Source organism: Gluconobacter potus (assembly GCF_015244705.1).
GTDB lineage: Bacteria > Pseudomonadota > Alphaproteobacteria > Acetobacterales > Acetobacteraceae > Gluconobacter > Gluconobacter potus.
Genome location: NZ_JABCQF010000002.1, coordinates 268520 through 294366 on the forward strand (window position 1 = coordinate 268520; position 25847 = coordinate 294366).

General features: G+C 63.0%; 29 protein-coding genes. 12 read left to right on the forward strand and 17 right to left on the reverse strand.

Going from position 1 to position 25847, the window contains the following annotated elements; all coding sequences use genetic code 11:
* Positions 1 to 18: 18 nt before the first annotated feature.
* Both HKD31_RS05330 and HKD31_RS05335 read right to left on the reverse strand, forming a co-directional pair.
* Positions 19 to 417 carry a YidB family protein gene (locus HKD31_RS05330; RefSeq protein ID WP_194264267.1) on the reverse strand — a complete coding sequence of 133 codons (399 nt, stop codon included), beginning with the start codon at positions 415 to 417 and terminating at the stop codon, positions 19 to 21.
* Positions 418 to 580: 163 nt separating this feature from the next.
* Positions 581 to 1285 carry a pirin family protein gene (locus tag HKD31_RS05335; protein ID WP_194264266.1) on the reverse strand — a complete coding sequence of 235 codons (705 nt, stop codon included), beginning with the start codon at positions 1283 to 1285 and terminating at the stop codon, positions 581 to 583.
* Between the two features lie 99 nt (positions 1286 to 1384).
* On the opposite strand from HKD31_RS05335, the gene HKD31_RS05340 reads away from it, so the two are divergent.
* Entirely contained in the window at positions 1385 to 2344 is a 960-nt protein-coding gene (locus HKD31_RS05340) for a LysR family transcriptional regulator (protein WP_194264265.1), read from the forward strand.
* Positions 2341 to 3558: a 5-aminolevulinate synthase gene (gene hemA / locus HKD31_RS05345; protein ID WP_194264264.1), complete on the forward strand. Its 1218-nt coding sequence runs from the start codon at positions 2341 to 2343 to the stop codon at positions 3556 to 3558. The genes HKD31_RS05340 and hemA overlap by 4 nt, the downstream gene beginning before the upstream one ends.
* 119 nt (positions 3559 to 3677) lie before the next feature.
* Here hemA and HKD31_RS05350 read toward each other — a convergent pair whose 3' ends face one another.
* Entirely contained in the window at positions 3678 to 5546 is a 1869-nt protein-coding gene (locus tag HKD31_RS05350) for a Hint domain-containing protein (protein ID WP_194264263.1), read from the reverse strand.
* Positions 5547 to 5937: 391 nt separating this feature from the next.
* Here HKD31_RS05350 and HKD31_RS05355 point away from each other — a divergent pair, with 391 nt between their 5' ends.
* From HKD31_RS05355 to purF, 3 genes are read left to right on the forward strand one after another with little or no spacing between them, the layout of a single operon-like run.
* Positions 5938 to 6174, forward strand: a complete 237-nt coding sequence (locus HKD31_RS05355; protein WP_228120241.1) for a hypothetical protein — start codon at positions 5938 to 5940, stop codon at positions 6172 to 6174.
* A 1-nt stretch (position 6175) separates the two neighbouring features.
* Positions 6176 to 6739, forward strand: a complete 564-nt coding sequence (locus HKD31_RS05360) for a CvpA family protein (protein ID WP_194264262.1) — start codon at positions 6176 to 6178, stop codon at positions 6737 to 6739.
* Between the two features lie 25 nt (positions 6740 to 6764).
* Positions 6765 to 8204 (forward strand): amidophosphoribosyltransferase, encoded by a 1440-nt coding sequence (purF, locus tag HKD31_RS05365; protein WP_194264261.1) that lies wholly within the window; start codon positions 6765 to 6767, stop codon positions 8202 to 8204.
* 83 nt (positions 8205 to 8287) lie between these two features.
* Here purF and HKD31_RS05370 read toward each other — a convergent pair whose 3' ends face one another.
* The 12 genes from HKD31_RS05370 to HKD31_RS05425 all read right to left on the reverse strand — a co-directional run bounded on the left by HKD31_RS05370 (position 8288) and on the right by HKD31_RS05425 (position 20232).
* Positions 8288 to 10510, reverse strand: a complete 2223-nt coding sequence (locus HKD31_RS05370) for a histidine kinase dimerization/phosphoacceptor domain -containing protein (protein WP_228120243.1) — start codon at positions 10508 to 10510, stop codon at positions 8288 to 8290.
* 143 nt (positions 10511 to 10653) lie between these two features.
* Positions 10654 to 12138 carry a S10 family peptidase gene (locus tag HKD31_RS05375; RefSeq protein WP_194264259.1) on the reverse strand — a complete coding sequence of 495 codons (1485 nt, stop codon included), beginning with the start codon at positions 12136 to 12138 and terminating at the stop codon, positions 10654 to 10656.
* 109 nt (positions 12139 to 12247) lie between these two features.
* Positions 12248 to 13651, reverse strand: a complete 1404-nt coding sequence (locus tag HKD31_RS05380) for a class II fumarate hydratase (RefSeq protein ID WP_194264258.1) — start codon at positions 13649 to 13651, stop codon at positions 12248 to 12250.
* Positions 13652 to 13776: 125 nt separating this feature from the next.
* Complete coding sequence (locus HKD31_RS05385; protein ID WP_194264257.1) at positions 13777 to 14673, reverse strand: DMT family transporter; 897 nt, start codon at positions 14671 to 14673, stop codon at positions 13777 to 13779.
* A gap of 88 nt (positions 14674 to 14761) precedes the next feature.
* Positions 14762 to 15043 carry a hypothetical protein gene (locus HKD31_RS05390; protein WP_062497522.1) on the reverse strand — a complete coding sequence of 94 codons (282 nt, stop codon included), beginning with the start codon at positions 15041 to 15043 and terminating at the stop codon, positions 14762 to 14764.
* Complete coding sequence (ccmI, locus tag HKD31_RS05395) at positions 15040 to 15780, reverse strand: c-type cytochrome biogenesis protein CcmI (RefSeq protein ID WP_041111955.1); 741 nt, start codon at positions 15778 to 15780, stop codon at positions 15040 to 15042. Before ccmI ends, HKD31_RS05390 begins: the two co-directional genes overlap by 4 nt.
* Before the next feature lie 5 nt (positions 15781 to 15785).
* Positions 15786 to 16256, reverse strand: coding sequence for a cytochrome c-type biogenesis protein (locus tag HKD31_RS05400; protein WP_011253171.1), 471 nt, complete (start codon positions 16254 to 16256; stop codon positions 15786 to 15788).
* Positions 16253 to 16807, reverse strand: a complete 555-nt coding sequence (locus HKD31_RS05405; protein WP_041111956.1) for a DsbE family thiol:disulfide interchange protein — start codon at positions 16805 to 16807, stop codon at positions 16253 to 16255. Before HKD31_RS05405 ends, HKD31_RS05400 begins: the two co-directional genes overlap by 4 nt.
* A gap of 12 nt (positions 16808 to 16819) precedes the next feature.
* Positions 16820 to 18799, reverse strand: coding sequence for a heme lyase CcmF/NrfE family subunit (locus HKD31_RS05410; RefSeq protein ID WP_194264256.1), 1980 nt, complete (start codon positions 18797 to 18799; stop codon positions 16820 to 16822).
* Between the two features lie 7 nt (positions 18800 to 18806).
* On the reverse strand, positions 18807 to 19310 hold the full coding sequence (gene ccmE / locus HKD31_RS05415) for a cytochrome c maturation protein CcmE (protein WP_062497518.1): 504 nt from the start codon (positions 19308 to 19310) through the stop codon (positions 18807 to 18809).
* Positions 19307 to 19474: a hypothetical protein gene (locus HKD31_RS05420; RefSeq protein WP_194264255.1), complete on the reverse strand. Its 168-nt coding sequence runs from the start codon at positions 19472 to 19474 to the stop codon at positions 19307 to 19309. Before HKD31_RS05420 ends, ccmE begins: the two co-directional genes overlap by 4 nt.
* Positions 19471 to 20232 (reverse strand): heme ABC transporter permease CcmC, encoded by a 762-nt coding sequence (locus HKD31_RS05425; protein ID WP_194264254.1) that lies wholly within the window; start codon positions 20230 to 20232, stop codon positions 19471 to 19473. The genes HKD31_RS05420 and HKD31_RS05425 overlap by 4 nt, the downstream gene beginning before the upstream one ends.
* Positions 20233 to 20406: 174 nt before the next feature.
* Between HKD31_RS05425 and HKD31_RS05430 the strand changes: the two genes are divergently transcribed.
* The gene (locus tag HKD31_RS05430) at positions 20407 to 20823 is read left to right on the forward strand and encodes an EVE domain-containing protein (protein ID WP_194264253.1); all 417 of its coding nucleotides are present in this window, start codon (positions 20407 to 20409) and stop codon (positions 20821 to 20823) included.
* An 11-nt stretch (positions 20824 to 20834) separates the two neighbouring features.
* On the opposite strand, the gene HKD31_RS05435 is transcribed toward HKD31_RS05430, so the two are convergent.
* The gene (locus HKD31_RS05435; protein ID WP_194264252.1) at positions 20835 to 21368 is read right to left on the reverse strand and encodes a hypothetical protein; all 534 of its coding nucleotides are present in this window, start codon (positions 21366 to 21368) and stop codon (positions 20835 to 20837) included.
* 141 nt (positions 21369 to 21509) lie between these two features.
* Here HKD31_RS05435 and HKD31_RS05440 point away from each other — a divergent pair, with 141 nt between their 5' ends.
* Both HKD31_RS05440 and HKD31_RS05445 read left to right on the forward strand, forming a co-directional pair.
* On the forward strand, positions 21510 to 22349 hold the full coding sequence (locus HKD31_RS05440) for an EcsC family protein (protein WP_194264251.1): 840 nt from the start codon (positions 21510 to 21512) through the stop codon (positions 22347 to 22349).
* A gap of 27 nt (positions 22350 to 22376) precedes the next feature.
* Positions 22377 to 22766, forward strand: coding sequence for an MAPEG family protein (locus tag HKD31_RS05445; RefSeq protein WP_194264250.1), 390 nt, complete (start codon positions 22377 to 22379; stop codon positions 22764 to 22766).
* Here HKD31_RS05445 and HKD31_RS05450 read toward each other — a convergent pair.
* A complete protein-coding gene (locus HKD31_RS05450; RefSeq protein WP_034954040.1) occupies positions 22753 to 22956 on the reverse strand; it encodes a hypothetical protein in 204 nt (67 codons plus the stop codon). The two genes, HKD31_RS05445 and HKD31_RS05450, sit on opposite strands and share 14 nt — an antisense overlap.
* Positions 22957 to 23061: 105 nt before the next feature.
* Between HKD31_RS05450 and aat the strand changes: the two genes are divergently transcribed.
* The 4 genes from aat to HKD31_RS05470 all read left to right on the forward strand — a co-directional run bounded on the left by aat (position 23062) and on the right by HKD31_RS05470 (position 25814).
* On the forward strand, positions 23062 to 23739 hold the full coding sequence (gene aat, locus HKD31_RS05455; protein WP_194264473.1) for a leucyl/phenylalanyl-tRNA--protein transferase: 678 nt from the start codon (positions 23062 to 23064) through the stop codon (positions 23737 to 23739).
* Positions 23736 to 24653 carry a hypothetical protein gene (locus HKD31_RS05460; protein ID WP_194264249.1) on the forward strand — a complete coding sequence of 306 codons (918 nt, stop codon included), beginning with the start codon at positions 23736 to 23738 and terminating at the stop codon, positions 24651 to 24653. Before aat ends, HKD31_RS05460 begins: the two co-directional genes overlap by 4 nt.
* A 2-nt stretch (positions 24654 to 24655) precedes the next feature.
* Positions 24656 to 25270, forward strand: a complete 615-nt coding sequence (locus HKD31_RS05465) for a hypothetical protein (RefSeq protein WP_228120245.1) — start codon at positions 24656 to 24658, stop codon at positions 25268 to 25270.
* A gap of 166 nt (positions 25271 to 25436) precedes the next feature.
* Complete coding sequence (locus tag HKD31_RS05470) at positions 25437 to 25814, forward strand: hypothetical protein (protein WP_194264247.1); 378 nt, start codon at positions 25437 to 25439, stop codon at positions 25812 to 25814.
* The last annotated feature ends 33 nt before the right edge of the window (positions 25815 to 25847 follow it).

Below are 25847 nucleotides of genomic sequence, written 5' to 3' on the forward strand. Positions count from 1 at the left end.
AGAACGGGAGAGGATCGTTCAGTTGATCCTGCACTGGTAACTGAAGAGGCGTTCCGGATTTTCCCGAAGCATGGTGGCCAGCATCGGCAGCACTTCGGTCAGTGCCGTCTCAACGGCTTCAGGCGACTGGCCGGTCTGGTCACAGATAGAGTTCAGCCGCTTTTCCCCCATGAGGTCCTCGACCTGTTCGGGAGAGAGAGGCGTTGAGGGAGGAAGCCGGATTTCGCTGATGGTGGTGGCGAACTGGCAGTCCTCCTTCATCATCTTGATGGTGACTTCCGTCAGGCCGGAACGATCCGTGCTTGCGCCGCTCAGCCAGTCACCGAAACGGGTGAACACGGATGTTGCGGCCTGGGCATCGGTCTGGCCTTTGCCGAATACCGGAGACTTGGTTGTGAATGTATTCTGAACGGTCATTGTCAGGCTCCTTCATCTCAGGAGAAAACGGGCCTTTGCCGGGCTGGTGGCCCTGCGATCACAACGCCCTTCAGGACTGAAGGCTGCGCGACCGGGACAACACCTTTCTGTGTGATCTGTCACAGAATATCCAGGTGTTGTCACAATCCGCCGCCTGGCCGTTTCAGCGGAGCGCGGCGCTTTCCACGAGAACAATTTCCGCGTCTTCCAGCGCAGTGATCGTGAAGCGCTCCACGTCATGAATTGCTGCGCCATCCCGGTATCCGACGGTCCGGCCATCGATTTCCACGCTGCCGGTGGCGGGGACGAAATAGGAAAACATGCTGCGATCCGTCTCGTAAGTCAGCGTCTCTCCAGCTTTCAGCGTCGCTCCGAGAACCCGGCCGCGGGTGCGGATCGGCAATGCCTTGTCTTCCGGAAAGCCGGATGCGAGGGGAACGAAGCGCCCGTTGCGCTCATGCCGGGGAAAAGGACGTGTGCCCCAGGACGGCGTACCGCCTGTTTCATCCGGGATCAGCCAGATCTGGAACAGCGTCGTGGCTTCGTCATCCCGGTTGAATTCGGAATGGATGATGCCGCTTCCCGCCGACATGACCTGTACATCGCCTGCTTCGGTGCGGCCGCGATTGCCAAGACTGTCCTCATGCGTGATGGCGCCGGTGCGGACATAGGTGATGATTTCCATGTCGCGATGGGGATGCGCGCCAAAGCCGTTATGGGGTGCGATGCGGTCGTCGTTCCACACGCGCAGGCGTCCCCAGTGCATGCGGTTGCGGTCGTGATAGTCCGAGAAGGAAAAATGATAATGGGCGTCGAGCCAGCCATGGTTGGCGTGACCGAGGGTTTTGAAAGGTCTGATGTCCAGCATGGGATCATGCTCCTGAATTGATGTTCTGTCGTAGATAATGGGGTATGGACAGGATGAAGAAAATGGAAAGGATGGAAATGTGAAATTTCCGAAAATGGCATGACTGGTCTGCCCGACCTGGAAGGCTGGGCTGTTTTCGCGCGGGTTGCGGAAAGCGGGTCCTTTGCTGCTGCCGCGCGCTCCCTGGGGCTGTCGGCTCCCACGGTATCCAAGATCATGGGGCGGCTGGAGCATCGGCTTGGAGCAACTTTGTTCCAGCGCAGTGCGCGCCATCTTTCCCTGACGGCCGAGGGTGCGGAGTGTCTGGATCGGGCGCGCCGCATCCTGTCGGAAGGCGAGGGGCTGGAAACCGAGTTGCGTGAAGGAACGGCGACGCCACGCGGCATGATCCGGCTGGCGGCACCGATGACTTTCGGCCGCGAGGTGCTCGGCCCGGCATTACCCGGATTTCTGGAACAGTATCCGGACATCACGCTGGAGATGGATCTGGATGACGGGGTCGTGGATCTGCTCGGCGGCAGGTTTGAAGCGGCAGTTCGGATCACGTCCGGCCTGCTGCGCCCGGCTGTGTCGGGACAGGCGTTCCTGCTGTGCCGGTCCGTGACGCGGCTTGTGTGTTCGGAGCAGTTTCGTGCGCGATTGGGGGAGGTGGGAAATCCCGAGGATCTGGCGGGGCAGCCCGGGCTTCTTTACACCAATGCGGCCGTTCCGGATTTTCTGCGCCTCAGGCACGTTGAGGGCCGCCAGGCGTCTGTCCGGCTGAAGGGGCGGGTGAGTGCCAATAGCGGAGACATGCTCCTGCCGGCCATTCGGGCCGGACTGGGGATCGCGCTTCTGCCCGATTTCATGCTGAGGCCGGATCTGGAAAGCGGCCGGATTGTGGAAGTGCTGCCCGGCTGGACAGGAGCCGAACTGTCCGTCTGGTTCATCGTCACGGGCTGCGGGGCCACGCGGACGCAGATGTCGGCAAGGCTACGGGTTCTGCTGGCTTATCTGGAGAGAGTGCTTGGCGAGATCGTGTCACAGGATTACAGTGCCGGGCAGGAGAAAACGCGATGAACTATGATGCGATGTTTCAGTCCGCCCTTGACGGTCTGCATGCGGATGGCAGCTACCGTTACTTTGCGGATCTGGAACGCCGGGCTGGTAACTTCCCCAAGGCTTTCCATCATGGCCTGGGCCGTGATGTCACGGTCTGGTGCTCCAACGACTATCTCGGCATGGGACAGCACCCTGAAGTCCTGACGGCCATGCACACAGCGCTGGACGAAACAGGCGCCGGAGCAGGCGGAACCCGCAATATTTCCGGCACCAACCACTATCATGTGGAGCTGGAAAAAGAGCTCGCCTCCCTGCACGGCAAGGAAAGCGCGCTGCTTTTCAACTCCGGTTACCTGTCGAACTGGGTGACGCTCGGGACCATCGCGGGACGTCTGCGCAACTGCGTGGTTCTGTCCGATGAGCTCAATCATGCGTCCATGATCGAGGGCATCCGTCATTCCCGCGCCGAAAAGCAGATCTTCCGTCATAATGACATTGAGGATCTGGAACGTCGTCTGAAGGAACTCCCGGCGGATGTTCCGAAGATCATCGCTTTCGAGTCGGTCTATTCGATGGATGGCGATATCGCCCCGATCGAAGCCTTCTGTGATCTGGCCGACAAATACGGCGCCATGACCTATCTCGACGAGGTCCATGCCGTCGGCATGTATGGCGATCATGGTGCCGGCGTGGCTGAAAAGCTGGGTCTGTCCCATCGCCTGACGGTTATCGAGGGCACGCTTGGCAAGGGCTATGGCGTTGTGGGCGGCTATATCGCTGCATCCGCCGCGCTGTGCGACTTCGTCCGTTCCTTCGGGTCCGGGTTCATTTTCTCCACGGCTCTTCCGCCGATGATTGCGGCTGGCGCTCTGGCCAGTGTGCGTTACCTGCGCAGCAGCAGTGCGGAGCGTGAAGGTCAGCAGCGTGCGGTCGCCTATCTGCGTCAGGCTCTGGACAAGGCCGGCATCCCGCATGTCATGAACCCGAGCCATATCGTTCCCGTCATGGTGGGCGAGGCCGAACTGTGCCGCAGCCTGTCGGACGAGCTGCTGAACCGTTTTGGCAACTACATCCAGCCGATCAACTTCCCGACCGTCCCGCGTGGCACGGAACGTCTGCGCATCACGCCGACGCCGCTGCATACGAACGAGATGATCGACGAACTGGTCGAGGCTTTGGCAACGTTGTGGCAGGAGCGTCAACTCAGGACTTCCAAGTCCGCCGCAGCCTGAAACGGAACGGGGGCGTCCGCACGCGAACGTCTCTCCGTTTATTTCCGGAAGTGCCATGAAAAAAGGCAGACCCTTTTCAGGGCCTGCCTTTTTTGTTTCAGGTCGTCCGAAGACGCGGATCAGGCTGCGGCTTTTGCCCCGGCCTGCGCGCCATGGGAGAGGATCTGCAGGCTGAGGATGCCACCGGACATCTTCAGCGTCTGGCCAAGGTCCAGACGGGCATTGCCACCGGTCCAGCGCGCATGGCTGGTTTCGATGCCCCACCATCCATCGGCATAGGGGTCCGAAAGATGGGTGAAGATACGGTGGGTGTGCTCGCCGCTCCAGATCGTGACGTCGCCCACGAGAACGCCGAGCGTGCGACGATCGTCAACGAAGGGCCCGATCCGGTCAGCCGGGCGGGCGGCCTGACTGATGATGCGGACGCTTTTGCAGCCTTCGGGAAGCATGAAGACAAACTGCTCACCGTTGGCGCGGATCGGGTACAGGGCTGTGCCGTCTGCAAGGACGAGATGGGTCTCGCTCGTGACATCTGCCGACGGGGCTACCTGCGGAGCGGTGTAACCCAGCGCCTCGGCGCGCAGCGCAATCGCTGCGAACAGGGGCTCGACATGCTCACGATCCGTGACCAGCGGCAGGGCGGCGTCCTTTTCCCAGTTCAGGGGGCGCAGACGGGTCACCTGGCTGCCCTGCATGAGAGTGTCCGGACGATGGCCTGCATCCAGGAAGCTTTCCGACAGCGCACCATTCGCCACCAGAACAGAATGCTGTTCGGTTTCGATATGGTAGTAGTCGTAGTCCGTGATGGAGTGGTCATAAGCAATGCTCATGCCGTTGACCAGCATCCGGACCGGAACGAATCTGCCTTCGAGCATCATGCAATGCTCGGGCGTGACCAGCAGATCGCGGCTGGGGATACCGTCGGCCAGTGCTCCGGCGCGTACGCGCACGGGAACGGCGTCCACATCCGCATGTCCCGTCGTTCCGGTCGTCGCATGGGCGTGCCCAACGCGCAGGATCGTCTGCGTGCTGGTCGTGCCATCGGCATAGACCATGACCTGATCACCAGCTTCGAGGGTCTCGATGGCGCGTTCGCCTTTCGGCGTCAGGATCATGGTTCCGGCCAGGTAGCAGATCTGCCCGTTATAGCCGGTTGCGCCGCCAACGACGCTCCAGGTTCCATCGGCATTGTGCACGATCGTCGGCGTGCCCGGGCCGGAATTCGGACCGAAGGACACATCTGTCAGCGTGATGCCGTTGCCATACTGATCAAGGGCAATCTTCAGCGTGTAGGTTCCGTTGCCATTGTCCGTGAACGTGGCGCTTATCGGAGCCGTGTTGCCGCTTCCAATGGTGATGACGGAAGCCGCGTCGTAACCCGTAATCGGCGTGTTCACCGTCTGGTCGTAATCGGGAAAGACGAGCTGGCTGGACGTGCCATCCACCGCGTCACGACCAAAGACGATGTTGCCGCCGGCGCTTGCATTGTTGACATAGAGCGTCGCACCGTTTTGCAGGACCGTTGTCAGGGACGAGCCCATTATGAACTGGGCATTCGTGCTGCCGAGTGTCGTTCCGTCGAGGATCAGGGTCCCCGTGCCGCTGACATTGTTGCTGTTGATCGTGACGGTCGGATTGCCGCTGATCTGCAGGGTCCCGTTCACGGTGGGGCTGCTGCTCAGATACACTGGGTTGGACGTATCGATGTCCAGGGTTCCACCCTGGGCAATCGTTATGCTGTTGGCGTTGAAGACGGTGGCTCCGGCATCCGAAGAAGTCGCCGTGACATTGAGCGTCGCGTTGGCGGCAACCGTCAGCGTGTTAAGCTGTGTCGCGCTGGCCGTCGCAAAACTGATGGTGACGGCGCTGCCATCGGGTGTGCCTGCCAGGACATCAACCCAGGCCTTGTCCTGTGGAACGTTGCCGTCGCTCCAGTTTGTCGCAGCGAACCAGTTTCCGGTTGCGCCACCGGTCCAGTAGTTTGTCATTTTTTAGAGTCCTGAGAGGTCCGGGAGCCGCTTTGCAGAAGAGGGAGTGGGTTCCAGGGCCTGGCTTGTGACGCGTTGTCTTGCGCGAAGAGTTAATTATTAGATAATTCAAGTGCAAGATCATTCGGGTTTTAAAAATGAAAACGTCGGTGACAAATCGTTAAAGTGTTATTTTTCAGTTGCTTGCGTGCAGTGCATCCGCTGCATCACAGGATGTGATGCAGGACTGGGATTTCTGTTTTTCGAAGGAAACAGAGCATGATCGGGTCAGGAAAAAACGGCGGAACGGGTTGCCTGTCAGCAGGCTTCCGACCATCATGTCGTGATGATATCACAGGAAAAATCGGTTCCCTTCCGTAAGAATCGGAAAGTAACGAAGCTTTCTCAAAGAATGGGAATTGCGGGAGCCTCCTGTGTTCTGGATGTCATGATCAATGACCGGTCTGCCCTGGTGCGGGACAGCGCGGCTTTCATTGTGCTTCTGGAAAGAATCTGGAAGGCGCGCGATGTCGATGCGGGTCTGGTCTGGTCGGAGATCGACGAGCGGATCCGTCTGGCGGACGAGTTGCGTGCGAGTGGGATCCGTCCCTACAAGGGGGGCCGTTTCCGCTCGACGAAGCTGCCGTGACATGCCGCCCCTGCCAGACCTGTCCCACATCAACCCTGACGATCTGACCCGTCTCGACATCGCAGCCCTGATCATCATGGGGCTCTCGGCGCTGTGGGGACTGACCCGGGGTTTTGCGACTGAACTGGCCGGGATTCTGGCCTGGGTGGGTGCGATTGTCCTGACCTACCGGTTTCATGGGATGCTCGAGCCTTATCTGGAGCCCTATCTGCATCAGGCGGCCCTGGCAGGGAGTGCAAGTACGGCGATTCTTTTTGTTGTTGTGCTGCTGGTCTTCACCATGGTGGGCGCGCGGATCGGTTCGGCGGCGCGGGGCGTCCTGTCGGGCGGCGTGGATCGTATTCTGGGGGCCGTATTCGGTGTGGTGCGGGGTTATGTGGCCCTGATCGTGCTTTATCTGCTGGCGGGCTCTTTTTTCGGCTCGTGGATGACCTATGTGATGCAGGGAAGCCTCATCGGCCCTTACATTGCCGTCGGGGCAACCCATCTGACAGGTTATCTGCCTCATTTCCTGCAACCGCATCTTGCGTCTCCCGTCACAAGCGGCCATGAGGCGTCCTTGTGAAACCCGTCTGGAAAGGCCGCGCCGCATGACCCAGTCCGACAGTCTCAACCGCCCCTACGAAGAATGCGGGGTTTTTGGCGTCTGGGGTGTGCCTGATGCGTCCGCCCTGACGGCGCTGGGCTTGCACGCCCTGCAGCATCGCGGCCAGGAAGCCGCCGGTATCGTCAGTTTCGATGGCGAACGGTTCCACCAGCACAAGGGTCTGGGACTGGTCGGCGATGTGTTCGGTGACAGCCGCGTCATGGCGACGCTGCCCGGCACGGTGGCCATCGGTCACAACCGCTATGCCACGACCGGCGGGACGCACGTCCGCAATGTGCAGCCGCTTTATGCCGATTATGAGTTCGGCGGTCTGGCCGTGGCGCATAACGGCAACCTGACCAATTCCGCGACCCTCAAGCAGGCGCTGGTCAAGCGTGGATGTATCTTCCATTCCTCGACGGATACGGAAGTCTTCATCCACCTGATCGCCATATCGCTCTATACGACCGTGCTCGATCGCTTCATCGATGCCGTCAAGCAGGTGAAGGGTGCGTACTCGCTCATCACGCTGACGCCGGATGACGGCCTGATCGGCATGCGCGATCCGCTCGGTGTGCGTCCGCTCGTTCTCGGCCGGATGCCGGGCTATGAGCAGGGCAATGGCGGCTGGGTACTGGCGAGCGAGACCTGTGCTCTGGATATCATTGGTGCGGACTATGTCCGGGACATCGAACCCGGCGAGATCGTCGTCATCAATAATGACGGACTGCGCTCTCTGCGGCCTTTCGGGGATCAGGGCGGCCGGTTCTGCGTCTTTGAATACATTTACTTCGCGCGGCCTGATTCTGTTCTTGAAGGACAGCCGGTCTATGAGGCGCGGCGGCAGATTGGCTGCGAACTCGCGCGGGAGAGCGCGGTCGAGGCCGATGTCGTGGTGCCGGTGCCGGATTCCGGTGTGCCGTCCGCGATCGGCTATGCGGCGGAGAGCGGTATTCCGTTCGAGCTTGGCATTATCCGTAACCATTATGTGGGCCGGACCTTTATCGAGCCGACGGACCAGATCCGTAATCTTGGTGTGAAAATGAAGCACTCCGCCAACCGGCCGGTCCTGGCGGGCAAGCGCGTCATTCTGGTGGATGATTCGATCGTCCGGGGCACGACGTCACGCAAGATCGTGGACATGGTGCGTGCGGCCGGAGCGACGGAAGTGCACATGCGCATTACGTCTCCGCCGACGAAGCATGCGTGTTTCTACGGGATTGATACGCCCGAAGAGAGCAAGCTGATGGCGGCGACGCATACGCTTGAGGAAATGGCGCAGGCGATCGGTGCGGACAGTCTGGCCTTCGTCAGCTTCGACGGGCTTTACCGGGCGCTGGGTCATGCCAACCGGGCCGAGGGCGCGCGCCGTTACTGCGATGCATGCTTCACCGGGGATTACCCGATCGAACTGGTGGACAAGGAAGGCAAGCTGGTCGCGTAAGGCCGGATTTTCCCCGGAGAACACAAAAAAGGCGCCGGACCGCAGGTCTGGCGCTTTTTTTTATGCCTGAATGCGGGGAAAGCTCAGGGATACGGATAGGGGGTCTGGGACAGGGCTGCTTCAGTGCTGGCATCCGCTTCTGAAGGCAGGATGGAGTCCAGTGGCAAAGTCATGACGGCTTCCAGGCCCGGGCTGAGCGTGGTGTAGGTCAGCGTGCCAGAGAGACTGCTGACGACGGCATTCATCATGCGCGTGCCGAAGCCCGTTCCCTTGAGCTGGGGCGTGCATTCGCCCTGGTCCGAGACCGTGAGCACCAGACGGTCGCTGGTCTGGGTCAGACCGACATGCAGCGGACCGGCCTTGCCGTCATAGGCGTATTTGCTGGCGTTGATGACCAGTTCAGTCAGGACCAGACCGATATTGATGGCACGGTCGGCGGAAATCATGATCGGGAAGAGGGAAAGGTGGAGCTGCTCGTGCCAGTCCGCGCCCAGTGACGAGCACAGCTCTTCCATCAGTTCTTCAAGATAACGGCCGAGATCCACGATGCCGAAATGCTCGTCCCGGTACAGGCGGCGATGCACGAGGCCGATGGCGGCGATGCGGTGCTGGGCTTCGGTCAGGGCGGTCGTGGTTTCCTCGTTCGAGGCGCTGCGGGCCTGGAGCTTGAGGAAGGAGGCGACCATCTGAAGGGAGTTCTGCACGCGGTGATTGACTTCCCGGATCAGGAAATCCTTCTGCCGCAGCAGGTTTTCGCGCTCTTCCAGCGTGGCGGCGAGGGTCGCGTTCAGTTCGCGGAGCTGCTGGGTCTGGTAGTCCGCGATCAGGACGCGGCGCAGGCGGCGGGCAGCCTGTTTCTGTTCGCTCGTCCAGCGCGTGCTGTGACCGCGGATCGTCTGTTCCCAGGTCCTGAAGGACGCACGGGGACGCAGGACGTCGCTGCCCTCAGCCGTATCCTTGTGCGGGTTTCCGGCCCATTCGATGGTCTGAATGATCTCAACACGGCTCCAGATCAGGCAGGTCGGTGTCCGGAACGGGAGCGTGATGGCCAGGAGACCGGCCGAGCGTTCGGGCCACTCGGCTGCGGGCGGATAATCCTTGCCCAGCATGGTGCTGACGAAAATACCACCATTCGTGCCCAGTCTCAGCCAGTCATGCAGCCGGTGCAGGTTGTCCGCATCGGGCAGCACGCCGGTGCCGGTGATGGTCTCGTCACTGATGACGGCAAAGCCGTTGCACGGGAACAGCGCCTGTAGTTCGCCCATGAAGCTGCGCAGGTTGCTTTCGATGGGATGTCGCACGTCGAAATGGGACGTGACGAATTCCATCGCATTGCGCAGGCGCAGACGCTCCTGATAGGTGACCAGCTCCTCCTTGTTCCGCAACTGCCGTGACATGACACCCGCCAGCGTCCGGCACGCGGCGCGGATGTCTTCGGACAGGCAGCGCGGTGTGGCATTGTGGCAGGCGATCAGCCCCCACAGCACGCCATCCACGACCAGAGAGACGGAGGCCGAGGCTCGCGCGCCCATATTGGCCATGTACTGGAGATGGATCGGCGAGACGCTGCGGAGCTGGACATCGCTGAGATCAAGCCCTGCAAGCCCGGCTTCCGGGGGGCGGATGGGGGCGGCCTCGTAGGTGATGTCGGGGATGACGCGGATACGGTTGCGCAGATAGAGGGCCCGGGCCTGCGCGGGGATGTCGCTGGCCGGGAAATGGTGGTTCATCAGGGACGGGAAGGCGTCGTTGCGGCTTTCGCCGACGACGCGGCCGGTTCCGTCTTCCATGAAGCGATAGACCAGGACGCGGTCGAATCCCGTGAGGCGACGGAAGATTGCAGCGCCATGACGGCAGACGGACGCCGTATCCGGGCAGCGCTCGAAGCGGTCCGCCGTGCTGTCGATCTCGCCGAAAATGTCCCAGGTCAGCAGGTTGTGCGCTTCGACCGGTTCAAGTTCGATGAGGAGATGCGTGTCCTGGGCATGGCGCAGGATGCTGAAGGTTTCGTCTTTCAGCCCCGCAACGCGCAGATCGGACAGGGAAGGCCGTTTTTCATCGTGAAGGCGGCTTTCCGGGATTTTCAGGACATCCGCCAGGGGGCGTCCGAGCCAGTCGGGAGCGAGACGCCCTTCGATATCGCCAGCGCCACCGATGACCGCCAGACTTGTGCTGTCAGCGATCAGCAGGAGACCATAGGGCTGGATGGCATCTGGTCGATGGATCGGCTCGCGATCGCACGAGGTCATGACGGCATGTTCCAGCGAACAGCCCGGTTCGGGGGCGAGGGAGCGCTGGACTGTCAAATGGAGATCCACCTGAAAGAGGAAGAGACCGCCCGAAGCCCCTGAGAGACAGCGGACAGGGAAGGTCCAGAAATCATTTCGTCCATTATCTGTTCCTCCATCAGGCCTGTCAATTTATGACATTGTGTTTCAATTGGACTGTTTCAGGGCTGGCGACCGTCGGCCTGAATCCAGGAGGCGACGTCTGCCGAGAGGGCATGACGGCTGGCCGGACGCGTATAGAGCATGTGGCCACCCTGATAGAGGTGCAGCGACACGCGATCCGCACCCACGGTCAGATGATCCTTCATCCAGCGCGCGGTGCCGAACGGGCAGGCCACGTCATAGTAACCATTGGCCACGAAAACGCGCAGGCCCGGATCGAGCGCCAGCAGCCGGTTCAGGACCGGGATCTGATGGACGGGCGACGGGCCACCTTCACTCCATTTCCAGCTTCCGTTGACCTTGAAGGACAGCAGGTCGTATGTCAGGGGCGTTTTGAAGCCGAGGTCGTTGGCTGCGTACCCCGAGAAGGCATTGCCATAGGCGCGGCCGAAGCCGAAGAGGGTCGGATCGGGGCTTTCGTCCAGACCGTCGGCCGAAGGATCGGCGATGGACTGGGTGAAGTCGTAAAGCCCGTACAGGCGGCCGTCGCGGGACATGATGTCATGCGAGCCGATGGCGGGGATACCGTGCTGGCGTGCGATCACGTCCTGCGGCAGGCCGGTCCGCTGGGCGATCTCGGCGTAAAGCGCCTGACCTTCGCTTCCCGAGGGGAGCTTGCCGGCGATTTTCGGCAGATAGGTATTCAGGGACCACTGATAGGCATCTTCGGCCGTTTTTTCCGTCACGTTCGGGCTCTGATGCGCTGCAATCAGGCTCGGCATCATGAGGGCGGCGGAGAGCGGGTTCTCGTCCGTGTCGAGCAGGGGCATCTCGATGGCCGGGGAGATCATGACGATGCCGTTGAGCAGGATGCCCTGTTCCATCTGCAGCGCATTTGCGACCTGGATGGAGCGGATGCCGCCATAGCTCTCGCCCACGAGATAATGGGGCGAAGCTTCACGACCATTCGCCGCCGTCCACAGGCCGATGGCCTTGGCGAAAGTGCTGGCGTCCTGCTTGACGCCGTAGAACTGGTCCCCGGCCTTTGTCGTGTCGGTGGGGCGGGAATAGCCCGTGCCCACGGCGTCGATGAAGACCATGTCGGTAACGGGGAGCCAGCTGTCGGGGTTGTCACCGAGCTGGGCGTGGGTGCCGTCCGTCGGGTCCTTGGCGGGCATGGTCAGGGCCTTGGGGCCTGCGGCGCCGAGGTTCAGATAGGCCGTGGCCGCCCCCGGGCCGCCATTGAAGAAATACGAGACCGGGCGTGTGCCGGCCGGGACGCCGTCCTTGGTGTAGGACACGTAGAACATGCGGGCGGTCGGTTTGCCGTCATGGTCGCGCAGGATGAGCGTGCCGGCATGGGCGGTATAGGCGATGCCGTTCAGATGATGCTGGGTGACGGAATCCGCCGGGAGCAGGGCGGCCTCGCCGGTGAAGGCGTCGGTGGCCTTGGTGGCGTCGGTTTTGGGAGCCTCGGCCGCCGCGGCCGTACAGACGGGGGACAGGAGCGTTAAAGCCAGCAGGGCTGCGCGGCGGGTCATCATCTGACGGGCATCTCCGATAAAAGAAACAGGAATATTCCGCCGTATCAGTCCTGAGGCGGAACGGCTACCGCTGCCGCATGAAGTTTTCGTCATGCGGCAGCGGTGGATGTCAGGCTTTCGGCGGCGTGATGTTGGGGCGGAGCATCAGGCGCGGATCGGCGAAACGGTCATACTCTTCGGATGTCATGAACCCGAGTTCCAGCGCGGCTTCACGCGGACTCAGACCCTTTTCCATGGCGTGATGCGCGACCTGTGAGGCGCGGTCATAGCCGATGGCTGGAGACAGGGCCGTGACGAGGACGAGCGAGCGTTCCAGATCCTGCTTGAGCTTGTCGGTATTGGCTTTCGTGCCTTCGACGAGGAAGCGGCGGAAGTTTTCCGATCCGTCATGCAGAAGGGTGATGCCCTGCATGATGTTGTGGATCATGAGCGGCTTGTAGACATTCATGTCCAGCATGCCTGCCGCACCACCGAGGCCAACGGCAACGTCATTGCTCATGACCTGAAGGGCCAGCATGGCCAGCGCTTCCGCCTGCGTCGGATTGATCTTGCCCGGCATGATGGAGGAGCCGGGCTCGTTCTCCGGCAGGTGCAACTCGCCCAGACCGGCGCGTGGGCCGCAGGCGAGCAGGCGGATGTCGTTGGCGATCTTGAACAGGCTGCCCGCTGTCGTCCGCAGGGCACCGGACAGATGCACCAGCGCGTCATGCGCGCCCTGAAGCGCGAACTTGTTTTCGCCAGCCGTGAAGCCGAGGCCGGTCAGGCGGGCGATTTCCGCACAGGCGCGACGGTCGAAGCCTTCGTCCGTGCTGACGCCGGTACCGAGTGCCGTGCCACCCAGAGCGAGGGGAAACAGACCATCACGGGCCTGTTCCAGACGGGCGATATTGTCCGTCAGCATCCCGGCATAGCCGTGCCATTCCTGACCCAGCGTGATGGGAACGGCGTCCTGAAGATGGGTGCGGCCGACCTTGACCAGATCGCGCCATTCTTCAGCCTTGGTGGCCATCGCGTCGCGCAGGCGCATCAGGGCGGGGATGAGGCGGCGATGCGTGCCGAGAACGGCCGCGATGTGCATGGCGGTCGGGAAGTTGCAGTTGGTGGACTGCGACATGTTGACGTGATCGTTCGGGTGCAGCGGTGTCTTGCTGCCGAGCGGATTGCCGGTGATCTGGCAGCCGCGGTTTGCGATGACCTCGTTGACGTTCATGTTGAACTGCGTGCCCGAGCCCGTCATCCAGACATGAAGCGGGAACATCCGGTCATGCTCGCCCTTCGTGATCTCGTCACAGACGGTATGGATCAGATCCGCGCGCTCCTGCGACAGGCGACCGCTCGCGGCATTGGCCGTGGCACAGGCGCGCTTCATGATCGCATAGGCTTCGATCATCTCACGCGGCATCAGTTCGCGGCCGATGCTGAAATATTTCAGGGAGCGCTGGGTCTGCGCGCCCCACAGCACATCGTCAGCAACTTCGATCGGGCCCATGCCATCGGTTTCGGTACGGCTCATTGTCTGTTTTCGGCTTTCCTGCGGGTGATCCGGCTCATTCCACGGGGGAAATTATCGCACAATTGCCGCAGGACAAAGGAAGACAGCCATAGAAAATCCGGATATCGCCACAGGCCGCGTGGGGTTCAGGACTCCACGGTCTGGGCGACCGGATGGCGGCCATAGGTGTTGGTCAGGATCACCCCGGCCATCACGACCGCGCCGCCGATCAGGGTGCGCAGGGACGGAACCTCATTGGTGAGGAGATAGGCCAGAACCATCGTGACGGGCGGCAGCAGGTAAAGCAGGGCTGCACCGCGCGAGGCGCCGAGATGCCCGATGACGAAGCCCCAGGCGGCATAGCCGAAAGCCGCCGGGAAAATGCCGAGTTCAAGCACTGCGGCCTGACCCTGCCATGAGGCGCGGGAGAAGCTCGTGAGGCCCTGTGGCAGCCATGGGGTCAGGAAAATCGCGCCTGAAATCAGGACATAGGCGATTGTCGGGAGCGCTCCGTAGCGGCGGATCAGGCCTTTCTGAAGGATCGTGTAGAACGCTGCGCAGACGGCCGCGCCGAAGACCAGTGTCGCGCCTGAGCCGAAGGAAAGGCCACCGCTCTGTCCCTTTGCGATGAGGGCGACGCCGCTGAAACTCAGGATCGATCCGGCCCAGCCCCAGCGGGACATGCGTTCGCCGAGGAATACCATGGCCAGAAGGCCCGCCATGAGGGGGGCTGCGCTGATGAGAAGGCTGGCCGCACCGGATGAGACGGTCATTTCGCCGCAGTTGAACAGGATGTTGTAGACCGTGATCCCGATGATCCCGCAGGCCAGGATCTGCGGAATATCCGTCAGTTCCGGGCGGCGGGGACGCTTCCACAGCAGCCACAGCGCCGCCATGACGGCCGCGACGGCATAGCGCAATGCGGCCAAGGGCACGGGGGCAAGGTCATGCAAGGCAATCCGGACGACGGGATAGGCGCTCGCCCAGGACAGGATGGCCACGGCGACGAAGAATGGCAGAAAACGCCCGGGAGGATGTGTCATTCATGCCCATTAGCAGGAATGTTCCGCAGGCGGGAAGAGTGCCGGATTCTGGCAGGCGGGATCGGATCCCGCCGTGCATCCTGTGCCGTTATTTCAGCCAGCGGTCGCCGCTGAAACGGTTGTGGGAGAAGAGAAAACCAGCCACCAGCCCGATGGCGGCGAACATGATCGTCCATAGCGAGATCGGCAGCAGCAGGGTCGAGAGCGCCGCGAGCAGGACCATTCCGGCGAAGGCGCAGACGGCGGATTCCAGGACGCGCGGACCGTAATGGCGTTCAGCCCCGCAACTGGGGCATTTTTCCGAGGTCGGGCGCATGGGCTGGCGGCAGACGGGGCACAGCGCGATGGCGTTGGCTTCGGGTTTTCTCACTGACCGTTATTCTCCTGATGTTCGCCGACCGCGATACGCGCTTCCACGGCCATACGCCAGGGCGCATCGGCCGGTGCCGCTGCCAGGGCGCGGCGATAGAGGTCAAGGCTCTCACCAGAGATATGGCTGCCATTGCGACTTTCAAGTTCGGCGAGGCGGATGGCGAGTTCGGGCTCGAAATGCGCGTCGAGCGCGGCTTTCCAGTCCCGGATCGCCTCATCCGTCATGCCGGATCTTGCTTCGATCTGCCCCAGAAGGAAATGTCCGGTCGCATAGGTCGGTGAACCGGGGGGAATGGTGGAGACCTGGGTCTGGAGCTTGTGGATCATCTGCAGGCCCTTCGCGTCCGGGCCCGTCTGCCGTCCGCTCAGGGGCTGGGGCGGCAGGGAGGGGTGACCGTTGACGATATAGAGCGCGAAGGCCAGCACGGGAATGCCGATCCCGACGGCTGCGACCGGCAGGGCGCGGCTGCGTTTTGCGGGCTCGGCGTTCAGGTCCTCGACGGCGGCTTCGCCATCCGTGGCCAGCAGGCGGCGCTGAACTTCCAGACGGGCGGCCTGATATTCCTCGTCATTGATCAGGGCGAGGGCGTGGTCGCGCTCCAGATCGCCGAGTTGTCCGCGATAGAGGGCGAGAGCGGAGTCACGGGCGTTCACGCGCCGGCGCAGGGTGCGCAGCCCCAGAAATGCGGGACACAGGGCCACCGCCGCGATTATCAGGATTCCCAACCAGAACAAAAAGTCTACTCCCGGCCCGAAAGGGCATCCAGACGCGCGCGCTCGTCATCCGTGAGCGGCGCAGGCGTGACGACGGTGCGGCGTTTGGTCGCACGCCATGCAATGACAAGTCCAGCCACCAGCGCGAGCGCCGGCATCAGCCAGAGCAGGGCAGTGGACCATGAAAACTGTGGGGCCAGACGGATGAACTCGCCGTAGCGTTCGGTCATCCAGTCCATGATCTGCTGATCGGACTTGCCGGCCGAGACCTGCTCGCGCACGACCTTGCGCAGATCGCGGGCGAGGGGGGCGCTGCTGTCCTCGATGCTCTCGTTCTGACAGACGAGGCAGCGCAGATGCGCGCCAATGGCTTCGGCCCGCTTTTCCTGGGCCGGGTTCGGCAGCATCTCGGCAGGGTCATCCACGGCGAGGGCCACGCCACCGCCGATCAGGCCAGCCGCGAGCAGCAGGGCCGGGAAGCGTCTGGAGGCCTTCATAGTCCGGCCAGCCTCGGGCGGATTTCCGCCTCGTAGATCTGGGGATCGAGGGCGGCGCTGCCGTGCCAGATGATCCGGCCGCCCGGTGCGACCAGAAAGCTCTCGGGCACGCCGGTCACGCCCCAGTCGATCGCGACGCGACCATGACGGTCCGATGCAACGCGGGCATAGGGGGAGCCGTCACGCTGGACGAAGCCGGCCGCGTTCTCGGGCTTGTCTTCATAGGCGATGCCCCAGATCGGCATATTGCGCGAAATGGCGCGCAGGCCGGGCATTTCCGCCACGCAGGGGATGCACCATGAGGCAAAGAAATTGACCAGAACCGGGCGGTGCTGGGCTTTGAGTTCCGCATCCGTGAAGCCGTCGCCAAGACCCGGGAGGCCGGGCATGGCGAAGCTTGGGATGGGCTTGCCGACATTGGGGTTCTTGATGGCGCGCGGGTCGAAGGCGCCGCTGCGCATGTCGCTCAGCATCCGCCAGAAGCCGACGCCGAGGACGCCTGCGCCGATGATGGGGACGGCCGTGAGGATGCCTCGTCGTGTTGCGTTCATGTCCCTCTCTCCTCAGGCACGGGCCATGTTGCGGGCGGCGGCGCGCTTGGGGGCGCCGATCCGCATCCGGCGGTCAGACAGCGAGAACGCGCCGCCGATGGCCATGACCAGTCCGCCCAGCCACATCCAGGGTGCGAGCGGATTGCGGTGCAGGCGCAGGACATAGGTCGTGTCCTTGCCCGTGCCGTGCCGGTCACCGACCACGCCGTACAGATCGGTGATGAAATTGGTGTGGATGGCGACTTCGGTCGTGGTCTGGCTCTGCGTCGTGAAGTCGCGCTTTTCGGGGTGCAGGATCGTCACAAGCTTGCCGTTGTGGCGGATGGCGATGTCAGCCTGCATGGCCTTGTAGTTCGGGCCGATATAGTCGTGTACGTCCAGCAGGGTCCAGTCGTCGCCAGCCAGCGAACGGGTCTCGCCGATATGGACTTCGACAATGGCGTGCTGCGCCTGCGACATGCCGCACAGGCCGAGCACGGTGATGCCTGCGCCGATATGGGCAAGAGCCGCGCCCCAGCTTGAGCGCGGCAAGTGTTTCATGCGTTCCCACACGCCCTGTGCGGAGGTGTGGCCAATGCCGATCCGGCGCAGGACGTCAGACGCGGAGGCTGCGATGACCCAGATGGCCAGCGCACCGCAGGCGATGGGCAGGACACCGGAGAGCTTCCAGAAGCACAGAACCAGTCCGATCGCGGCGATGCCGGCGGCGGCATAGAGATGCGAGAAGGTCCGGGCGAGCTGGGCGCGTTTCCACGGCAGGGCCGTACCGACACCCATGGCCAGCAGGAGCGGCAGGGTCAGCGGGATCGTGGCGGCGTCAAAGAACGGCTTGCCGACGGAAATGGTGCGTCCGGCCAGAAGCTGCATGAAGGGCGGGTACATCGTGCCTGTCACGACGACAGCGCAGATCGAGCAGAGCAGGATGTTGTTCAGGACCAGCGACCCTTCACGCGAGATCGGCGAGAACAGGCCGGTCGAGGTGAGGGACGGCGCGCGCCACGCGAACAGGGCGAGCGAGCCGCCGATGACGATGGCGAGCAGGGCCAGGATGAACACGCCACGGGCGGGATCATTGGCAAAGGCGTGGACCGAGTTCAGGATACCCGAGCGCACGAGGAACGTACCCGACAGCGAGAACGAGAAGGTCGCGATGGCCAGCAGGACCGTCCAGATCTTCAGGCCTTCGCGCTTTTCCACGACGATGGCGGAATGCACGAGCGCCGTGCCCGTCAGCCAGGGGATAAGGGAGGCGTTTTCCACCGGATCCCAGAACCAGTATCCGCCCCAGCCCAGCACGTAATAGGACCACCAGGAACCGAGCGCGATACCACAGGTCAGGAAGCACCAGGCCGCAACGGCCCAGGGACGGACCCAGCGGCCCCATGCGGCATCGACGCGGCCTTCGATCAGGGCGGCGACGGCAAACGCGAAGGGGACGGCGAAACCGACATAGCCGGTGTAGAGAATAGGGGGATGGAAGGCGAGGCCCGGGTCCTGAAGGAGCGGGTTCATGCCCTGACCGTCCATCGGTGCGGGGAAAACGCGGTCGAACGGGTCGGATGTCAGAAGGCAGAACATCTGGAACCCGGCGGAGACGCCGCCGAGAATGGCCAGAACGCGTCCGCGCAGGATGTCTGGCAGGTTACGGCCAAACAGCGAAACCGCACCGCCGCAGACAGCGAGGATCAGCGTCCAGAGCAGAACGGAGCCTTCGTGGTTTCCCCAGACGCCGGTGATCTTATACAGCAGCGGCTTGGAGACGGCGGAGTTCGCCGCGACGTTCTGGACCGAGAAGTCGTCGCTGACGGCGCACATGATAAGGCACAGGAACGAATAGCCCAGCGCGATGAGCTGCGAGACCGCGAGATAGGGGGCTAGCCCCACGAGACGGGCATCGCGGCGGTTTGCGCCCCAGAGCGGGACGGCGAACTGCACGAGGGCGAGCACGCAGGCGAGGGCCAGGGCGAAATGGCCCTGTTCAGGTCCGAACATCAGGCGGTCAGCCCCCTGCTTTCTTTGCGGTCATGGTGTCCCAGCTCGACGCGTCCGGCGCCTTGCCGAAGCGCGGGTCCCACTTGCCGGTGCGCTTGAGTTCGTCCGCGACTTCCTTGGGCATGTAGGTCTCGTCATGCTTGGCGAGGACTTCGCTGGCCGTGAAGCCGCCGTTCTTCTGGACGGTGCCGAGGGCCACGACGCTCTGCCCTTCGCGGAACAGGTCGGGGAGGATGCCGGTGTAATGGACCTCGACCGCGGCCTGTCCGTCCGTCACCTGAAAGGCGTTCACGGGGGTGCCGTTCTCGTTGATGCGGTGCAGGCTGCCGGCCATGACCATGCCGCCGAGGCGGATGGTGCGGTCTGGCGAAGGTGGGTTGGCCTTCACCTGCGACGGCGCCATGAAAAACACGATATTGGACGAGAACGCCCGCAGGGTCAGGGCGGCGGCAGAGCCGACACAGGCCAGGCAGGCGATGACGATCCAGAGGCGACGGGTCTTGCGGGTCATGATGCTGACCTTTCACGACGGCGGGCATGGCCTTCAACGGCGGCCAGACGGGCCTTGGATTTCCGCAGGCGCAGGGCGGCGCCGAGACCGAGGACGACCGAGCAGCCCAGCGTCAGGGCATAGGATGCCGCGATATAGGGCCAGTGGTTCGGGAGATGCATCATGCGACTTGACTGTCCCTGCGGTCGAGGCGCGAACGGGCCAGAAGCTGGCGCGCGCGGCTTTCATGGATGGCGGCGCTGAGCCGGGTGAAGATGACGGCCGCGACACCGAGCGTAAAGCCGATCGTGGTGATCAGCAGCGGCCAGAGCATCATCATGGACATGGTGGGGGCGCCGGTCAGGGTAATGCTGTCGGGCTGGTGCAGGGTGTTCCACCACTGGACGCTGAACTTGATGATCGGCAGGTCGATCACGCCGGCCAGGGCGAGGATCGCCGCGGCGCGCTGGCCCCGGGCCGGTTCATCGAAAGCGCGGATCAGGGCGATATGGCCCAGATACAGGAAGAACAGCACCAGCATCGACGTCAGGCGGGCGTCCCACACCCACCATGTGCCCCACATCGGCTCGCCCCAGAGCGAGCCCGTAATCAGGCACAGGGCAGCGGCGCAGGCACCAACGGGGCCGATTTCGATGGCGGCGAGATCCGCCAGCGGATGGCGCCAGACCAGCGAGAGTACGCCGCAGATCGCAAGCCCGAGGTAGCAGGACGAGGCCAGCCAGGCCATCGGGACATGCACATACATGATGCGGACGGTGTCGCCCTGCTGCCAGTCAGCCGGGGCGATGAACAGGCCCCAGATGACGCCAACGACTAGGAAAAGGATGGCGCCACTGCTCAGCCAGGGCAGGAGCGCATGCGCCAGACGCAGGAACTGCCCCGGATTGGCATAGCGATGGAGCAGGTTGGGGGTAGGGCGCACAGGGACACGGACCTCGGCAGATTGGCAACTCGGCGATTGGTTCCCCTTTGAAATAGTCCGAAGCAATCATATTCGGAAGAGGCGCGTTGTCCCATTGTTCCGATCACTGTTATCACGTTTCACGGAAATGAGCGGTAAATGCCTCTGTAAATGCCCTTGGGGCGGGAGTGAAATGTGGCTTTCTGGCTGGTGAAATCGGAACCCGAGGCCTTCTCGTGGACACAGCAGGTCGATCATGGTGTCGAGCCGTGGACGGGGGTGCGCAACTATCAGGCGCGCAACAACCTCTCGGCCATGAAAAATGGCGATCTGGCGCTTTTTTACCACTCCGTCAGCGAAAAACGCATTGTCGGCGTGGTTGAAGTGGTGCGGGAAGCCTATCCGGACCCGACGGCGGATGATCCGCGCTGGGTCTGTGTGGATGTGAAGGCGATGGGGGCGTTTGCCCATCCCGTGAGCCTGGCCGGCATCAAGGCTGATCCGGATCTGGCGGAAATGGCGTTGTTGAAGCAGTCCAGACTGTCCGTGGCCCCGGTGACAGACGGGGAGTTCCGCCACCTGACGCAGATCGGGGGCTGGACGCGCCCCTGAGAGACGCCGTCTTAGTGAATGGCGGAGGAGTCGCCGTTCACGAGCATGTTCGTCTGGCCGTTGACCGGATGGCCGGCGTAGCTCGTCGGGGAGTCTTCGTCTTCATACGGTGACTGAACGGGGGCGTTGAACTTCACGGGCATGCCGAACAGCGAGAAATGGGACGGCAGGTTGTTGGTTCCGTTGGTCTTCTGCTGGGCGTTCGTACCGGGCATGCCGACCGGAAGATGCGTGCGGACGCGGTCACTGTAGCTGGCGAGGGCGGTCTCCGAGTCTTCCACTTCCGTATAGCCATGCGGCGGGGGCGGTGCGCCTTCGTCGGGCAGGGCGGACTGCTGGGCCGGCGTCAGGGGCTTGGCGGGGGCGCCGACGATCTGGCCCGCTGTCGGGCCCATCTGCGGAAGATTGGCCGTGCCGTGTGCGGCACGGTGACGGGTGTGGCCCGAAGGAGAAGAGCTGGAGGCGGCATGGGCCGAAAAACCGGCCGGGATGAGGAGGCTGGCTGCCAGCGGAGCAGACAGGATCCAGCGCGATAATACGGTCATTGTTGTAATTCTCCTCACCCCGCCGGGGGCGTCCCGGGTAGCGTCACAGAGCCGATATCCCCATGATGGCGCCATGTTAGGATATGAAACCTGCTATCCGGTAAACGGTTTCGGGTCTTACGAACAGGAGTTTTGATCGTCATGACCGCAGTGAATGACACGCAGCTTCCAACCAGCGAATTCGCCTCGATGGCGCTGGACGGGGATTCCCTTGCCCAGCTTCAGTCGGTTCTCGAAAAGGTGGAACAGGGCCGCGGGGTTCTCGTGCGTCTTGCAGACCTGATGGGGGGTGCGGTCGGACAGGCTACGCGACTCGGTATGCAGGGACTCGGCCTGGCGCCGGCGGTGCAGGAGAAGTTCCACAACGCGGCTGAGATTGCCATCGAGCGGGCGTTCAAAGTCGCCATACTGGGGATCGACAACGACGCGCCCGCCGTCCGTGAGCCCTGGCGTGAGAATGTGGGGCAGGCCGCCGTGGCCGTTTCGGGCGCGCTGGGTGGTTTCGGCGGAATCTTCGGTCTGGCGCCGGATGTGGGCTTCACGACGCTGACCATCATGCGCGAGATCGCACGCATTGCCCGCGAGGAAGGCGAAGACCTGCGTAACGAAGACACGCGCCGGGCCTGTCTGGAAGTCTTTGCGCTGCGCAGCTTCCCTGCACGGCAGAGCGAAGATGAGAGCGAGCTCGGGTTTTTCTCGGCGCGGGCACTGCTGCGCGGACGTCCGATCGTCATGCTGATGGCGGAAGTGGCGTCGCATTACGGAATTGGCCTGTCGCGCAAATTCGCGTTGCAGATGGTGCCGGTGGCAGGTGCGCTGTGTGGTGCGTCGCTCAATGCGGCGTTCCTCGCGCATTACCGCGCGCTGGCCCGGGCCCATTTCACGATCCGCCGTCTGGAACGCACGCATGGGCTGGCCGTTAAGGAAGCGGCTGCCGACCTGCGCGCAGGGGGAACGGGCACATCTGAAACATTCTCCTGATTTTCAGGAGCTTCCGGGGAAAAGCCCATGCCGATCGGTCTTGTCTGGCTTGGATGGACACTGGTGCTGGCAGTCGTCCAGCTTTTCCTCACCGCCGCCGCGTGCCGCCAGCAGGACGGTCTGCAATGGGCGAGCAGCAACCGCGACGGTGACCCGCCCCGCTATACAGGGATGGCGGCACGGCTGAAGCGGGCGCAGGCCAATCTGGCGGAAACGCTGCCGATCTTTATCGGGGCGGTCCTGCTGAGCTGGGTCTCGGGCCGGTACAGCCCGCTGACGGGCTGGGGTGCGGGGATCTATTTCCTGGCGCGGACACTCTATGTGCCGGCCTACGCGTTTGGCTGGGGGCCGGTGCGCAGTCTGATCTGGGGGATCTCGATGGCCGGTCTGATCCTGGTGCTGATCAGTCTGCTGTGAAGGACGCCTCGGTCATGGACGGGGGTTCGACGCCTTCGCGCATCATCCACAGATCCACGAGTGCGGAGATGACCAGGCAGACGGCGCTGACCTTGGCCAGGGTCATCAGCAGGCCATGCGCTTCGGGCATTGCGAGACGCAGTGCGCCGAGAATGACGAGAATGATGGCATAGACGAAGGCAAGCGGCACTGGCGGTCTCCCTGACGATGGATCACCCTTACCATGCCCGCTGTCGGCACGGCCATGTTTTCCCGTGCCACCCCGGATCATGACACGAGCAAAGACTGTACCCTCATGGACGACATAACGCCGGATCTTCTGCTGCGGGCCTATGCCTCGGGGATCTTTCCCATGGCGCCCGACGCCGGGAGTACGGAACTCTCGTGGTACCTGCCCGAAGAGCGCGGGATCATGCCGCTGAACGGGATGCATGTTCCAAAGAAGCTCATGCGGCTGGTGATGTCCGGCAGAATGATGGTGACGGCGGACCGGGCTTTCGATGAGGTCATGCTGGCCTGCGCGGAGCCTGCTCCGGGGCGGGAGACGACCTGGATCAGCGGCCGCATCCGCACTCTTTACGGTGCGCTGCACCGGCAGGGAAACGCCCATTCCATCGAGGTCTGGGACGGCAAAAAGCTGGTGGGCGGCCTGTATGGCGTGTCGCTGCGCGGGGCTTTTTTCGGCGAGAGCATGTTTTCGCGCGAACGTGATGCTTCTAAGGTGGCTCTGGTTCATCTTGTCGCAGGGTTGCGAAAGGGGCGGTTCACGCTGCTGGATACGCAATACACCACGCCTCATCTGACGGGGCTTGGCGGTATCGGGATTCCGGCGGCGGATTATCAGTCCCTGCTTCATCAGGCGCTGACCGTGCGCGCGGTCTGGCCTGACGATTTCAGCCTTCAGGCCCTGCGGGAATCCATTGCGTCCCTGCGTGTGCCTGCCGGGCGCGCGCCTGCCGGAGATCCGCCATGACTGTTTTCACGCGCCCCGCCCTCCTGTCTGTCGCGCCATTGGGGCTGCTGGCCGTCGGGCTGTGTCTGGTGACGCCGGCCCGTGCGGAAGATCATCCCCGCCTGACGCCGACGCGCGATGTCACGGTTGTTTATGAACTCACCACGCCATCCGCGCCGCCCAAGGCGGGGCCCAACACCGTCAAGGTGGCGTTCTCGGGGGCGGGCGATCTGCTGCGGATTGATTCGCAGGACGGCAATGGCGTCACGATTCTCGACCGGCCGGGGCAGCAGGTGACGCTCGTGATGATGAAGCAGCAGGTTTATACGCGCCTGCATCCCAGCCACGGCCTGCATAATCCGTTCATGCTCGATCTGGACATGCAGTACACGCCGGCGGGGCATGAAACCGTGGCGGGCGTGGCCTGTGAGCGCTGGGATATCCAGAGCAGCCATGGCAAGGCCAGTGCCTGCGTGACGGAAGACGGCGTCATTCTGGCTGAGAATGGCGTGGATGCGGATGGGGTGGAAGGATCGATCAAGGCACTTTCGGTGTCCTATCAGGATATTCCGTCCTCGACGTTCGAGCCGCCGGCGGGCTTCCATGTTCTGGAGCCGAAGGCCCGGCCGGCCCATCAGAGTCAGGCGGGAAGTGCGACGCCGTCTCCCGTGCCGGAAACGTCGGGCAGCGACACGAAGACGACAATGCCCGAGACGGCTTCTTCCGAGACGTCCGATTCCGATAGTCCTGTGATCGGGAGCCGGGATACTCCGGCTCCGGCGACGACAACGCCTGGCCCCGCGACGCCCTTGCCGGGTCAGTCTTCCCAGACCGATACGACGCAGCCTTCCGTCTCCAATGATTCTTCGGGGGATGGCTCGGTGTCTGCTCCGGACCAGCCGCCCAGCGGTCCTGCTGATGGAAACCACAAATGAGAATGACGTTTCTGCGCGGCGCAGGTGGGGCGGCCTGTGTTCTGATGGTGGCTGTTTACGCTTTTCCGGCGAGGGCGGATGTGCCGTCCGCTCCGGTTCCGGGACCCGCGCCGGAGCCAGGTTCGGCGCCGCTGGTGACGCCGCTGCATGACACCGACATCGATTACGTCCTGACCGGTCCGTCCGGGCAGCGTCTGCACCAGCGCATGCGCTGGACAGCCGCGCTGTGGCGGCAGCGGGTCGAGCCGGAGGGCTCGGCAACGGTCATGCTGACGGATTACCGCACACATACGCTCATGGTGCTGGATGGTACGAACCGCACGGCGACTGTCATGGCTGCGCCGGGCGCAGGATTTTCCGCCCCAGGGACGCCGGCTGCCGGCTTCTGGCGCAGGCTGGGGCAGGGCAGGATCGCGGGGGAAGCCTGCACGATCTGGGAAAGCGCGGACAGCGACAGTCACCCGACCACATTCTGTTACACGGATGATGGTCTCATGCTTGGGGCGGTCCATGATGGAAAGCCGGTCGTGGAGGCTGTTTCTGTCAGCCATGCCCCGCAGCCTGTCGAGATTTTCGACCCGCCGCCGGGTTATCACCGCGTTGATCCGCCGCGCTGAAGCCGTGGGGTGAGAGCAGGAGCAGGCGCTGTTACAATTTGTCCGTCTCCTGCCATGATTGGCGCCTCTTGCTGCCATTTTCAGCGGGCATGATCTTTCTCATGGACGGAAAAGACCCCTTTCATCCGGGGATTTCCGGTCCACGTGTTTCGAGGAGAAAGATGCCATGCGTCGCATCACACGTGCAGTTCTTATGGCCGCTCCCCTGCTGATTGGTTCTGCCATCGTTCCGAATGTTCTGGTGCCACAGGCCCAGGCTCACTGGCATGGCGGTGGTCGCGGCCCCGGTTATGGATATGGCGGGCCGCGTGGCGGCTGGCATGGAGGCTACCGTGATCATTCCGGCGCCATTGTAGGCGGGATCCTTGGCGGTCTGGCTCTGGGTGCCGTGGGTGGCGCGCTTCTGGCGCAGCCTTATGCCCCTCCGCCGCCCCCGCCACAGGTGGTCTATGCTCCGCCGGCAGTCGTCTATGCCCCGCAGCCGCAGGTTGTATACGGACCGCCGCCAGGTCCGGCCTATCCCGGGATGTATCGGGGTTACTGATCTCGGCAAACTGAACGCTTTGTGTCCGCTTTG

Bases quoted from the DNA above. Each gene is read 5' to 3' on its own strand.
- HKD31_RS05330 (WP_194264267.1), bottom strand. From the start codon at position 417: ATGACCGTTCAGAATACATTCACAACCAAGTCTCCGGTATTCGGCAAA.
- HKD31_RS05335 (WP_194264266.1), bottom strand. From the start codon at position 1,285: ATGCTGGACATCAGACCTTTCAAAACCCTCGGTCACGCCAACCATGGC.
- HKD31_RS05340 (WP_194264265.1), top strand. From the start codon at position 1,385: ATGACTGGTCTGCCCGACCTGGAAGGCTGGGCTGTTTTCGCGCGGGTT.
- hemA (WP_194264264.1), top strand. From the start codon at position 2,341: ATGAACTATGATGCGATGTTTCAGTCCGCCCTTGACGGTCTGCATGCG.
- HKD31_RS05350 (WP_194264263.1), bottom strand. From the start codon at position 5,546: ATGACAAACTACTGGACCGGTGGCGCAACCGGAAACTGGTTCGCTGCG.
- HKD31_RS05355 (WP_228120241.1), top strand. From the start codon at position 5,938: ATGGGAATTGCGGGAGCCTCCTGTGTTCTGGATGTCATGATCAATGAC.
- HKD31_RS05360 (WP_194264262.1), top strand. From the start codon at position 6,176: ATGCCGCCCCTGCCAGACCTGTCCCACATCAACCCTGACGATCTGACC.
- purF (WP_194264261.1), top strand. From the start codon at position 6,765: ATGACCCAGTCCGACAGTCTCAACCGCCCCTACGAAGAATGCGGGGTT.
- HKD31_RS05375 (WP_194264259.1), bottom strand. From the start codon at position 12,138: ATGATGACCCGCCGCGCAGCCCTGCTGGCTTTAACGCTCCTGTCCCCC.
- HKD31_RS05380 (WP_194264258.1), bottom strand. From the start codon at position 13,651: ATGAGCCGTACCGAAACCGATGGCATGGGCCCGATCGAAGTTGCTGAC.
- HKD31_RS05385 (WP_194264257.1), bottom strand. From the start codon at position 14,673: ATGACACATCCTCCCGGGCGTTTTCTGCCATTCTTCGTCGCCGTGGCC.
- HKD31_RS05400 (WP_011253171.1), bottom strand. From the start codon at position 16,256: ATGAAGGCCTCCAGACGCTTCCCGGCCCTGCTGCTCGCGGCTGGCCTG.
- HKD31_RS05405 (WP_041111956.1), bottom strand. From the start codon at position 16,807: ATGAACGCAACACGACGAGGCATCCTCACGGCCGTCCCCATCATCGGC.
- HKD31_RS05410 (WP_194264256.1), bottom strand. From the start codon at position 18,799: ATGTTCGGACCTGAACAGGGCCATTTCGCCCTGGCCCTCGCCTGCGTG.
- ccmE (WP_062497518.1), bottom strand. From the start codon at position 19,310: ATGACCCGCAAGACCCGTCGCCTCTGGATCGTCATCGCCTGCCTGGCC.
- HKD31_RS05420 (WP_194264255.1), bottom strand. From the start codon at position 19,474: ATGATGCATCTCCCGAACCACTGGCCCTATATCGCGGCATCCTATGCC.
- HKD31_RS05435 (WP_194264252.1), bottom strand. From the start codon at position 21,368: ATGACCGTATTATCGCGCTGGATCCTGTCTGCTCCGCTGGCAGCCAGC.
- HKD31_RS05440 (WP_194264251.1), top strand. From the start codon at position 21,510: ATGACCGCAGTGAATGACACGCAGCTTCCAACCAGCGAATTCGCCTCG.
- HKD31_RS05445 (WP_194264250.1), top strand. From the start codon at position 22,377: ATGCCGATCGGTCTTGTCTGGCTTGGATGGACACTGGTGCTGGCAGTC.
- aat (WP_194264473.1), top strand. From the start codon at position 23,062: ATGGACGACATAACGCCGGATCTTCTGCTGCGGGCCTATGCCTCGGGG.
- HKD31_RS05460 (WP_194264249.1), top strand. From the start codon at position 23,736: ATGACTGTTTTCACGCGCCCCGCCCTCCTGTCTGTCGCGCCATTGGGG.
- HKD31_RS05465 (WP_228120245.1), top strand. From the start codon at position 24,656: ATGACGTTTCTGCGCGGCGCAGGTGGGGCGGCCTGTGTTCTGATGGTG.
- HKD31_RS05470 (WP_194264247.1), top strand. From the start codon at position 25,437: ATGCGTCGCATCACACGTGCAGTTCTTATGGCCGCTCCCCTGCTGATT.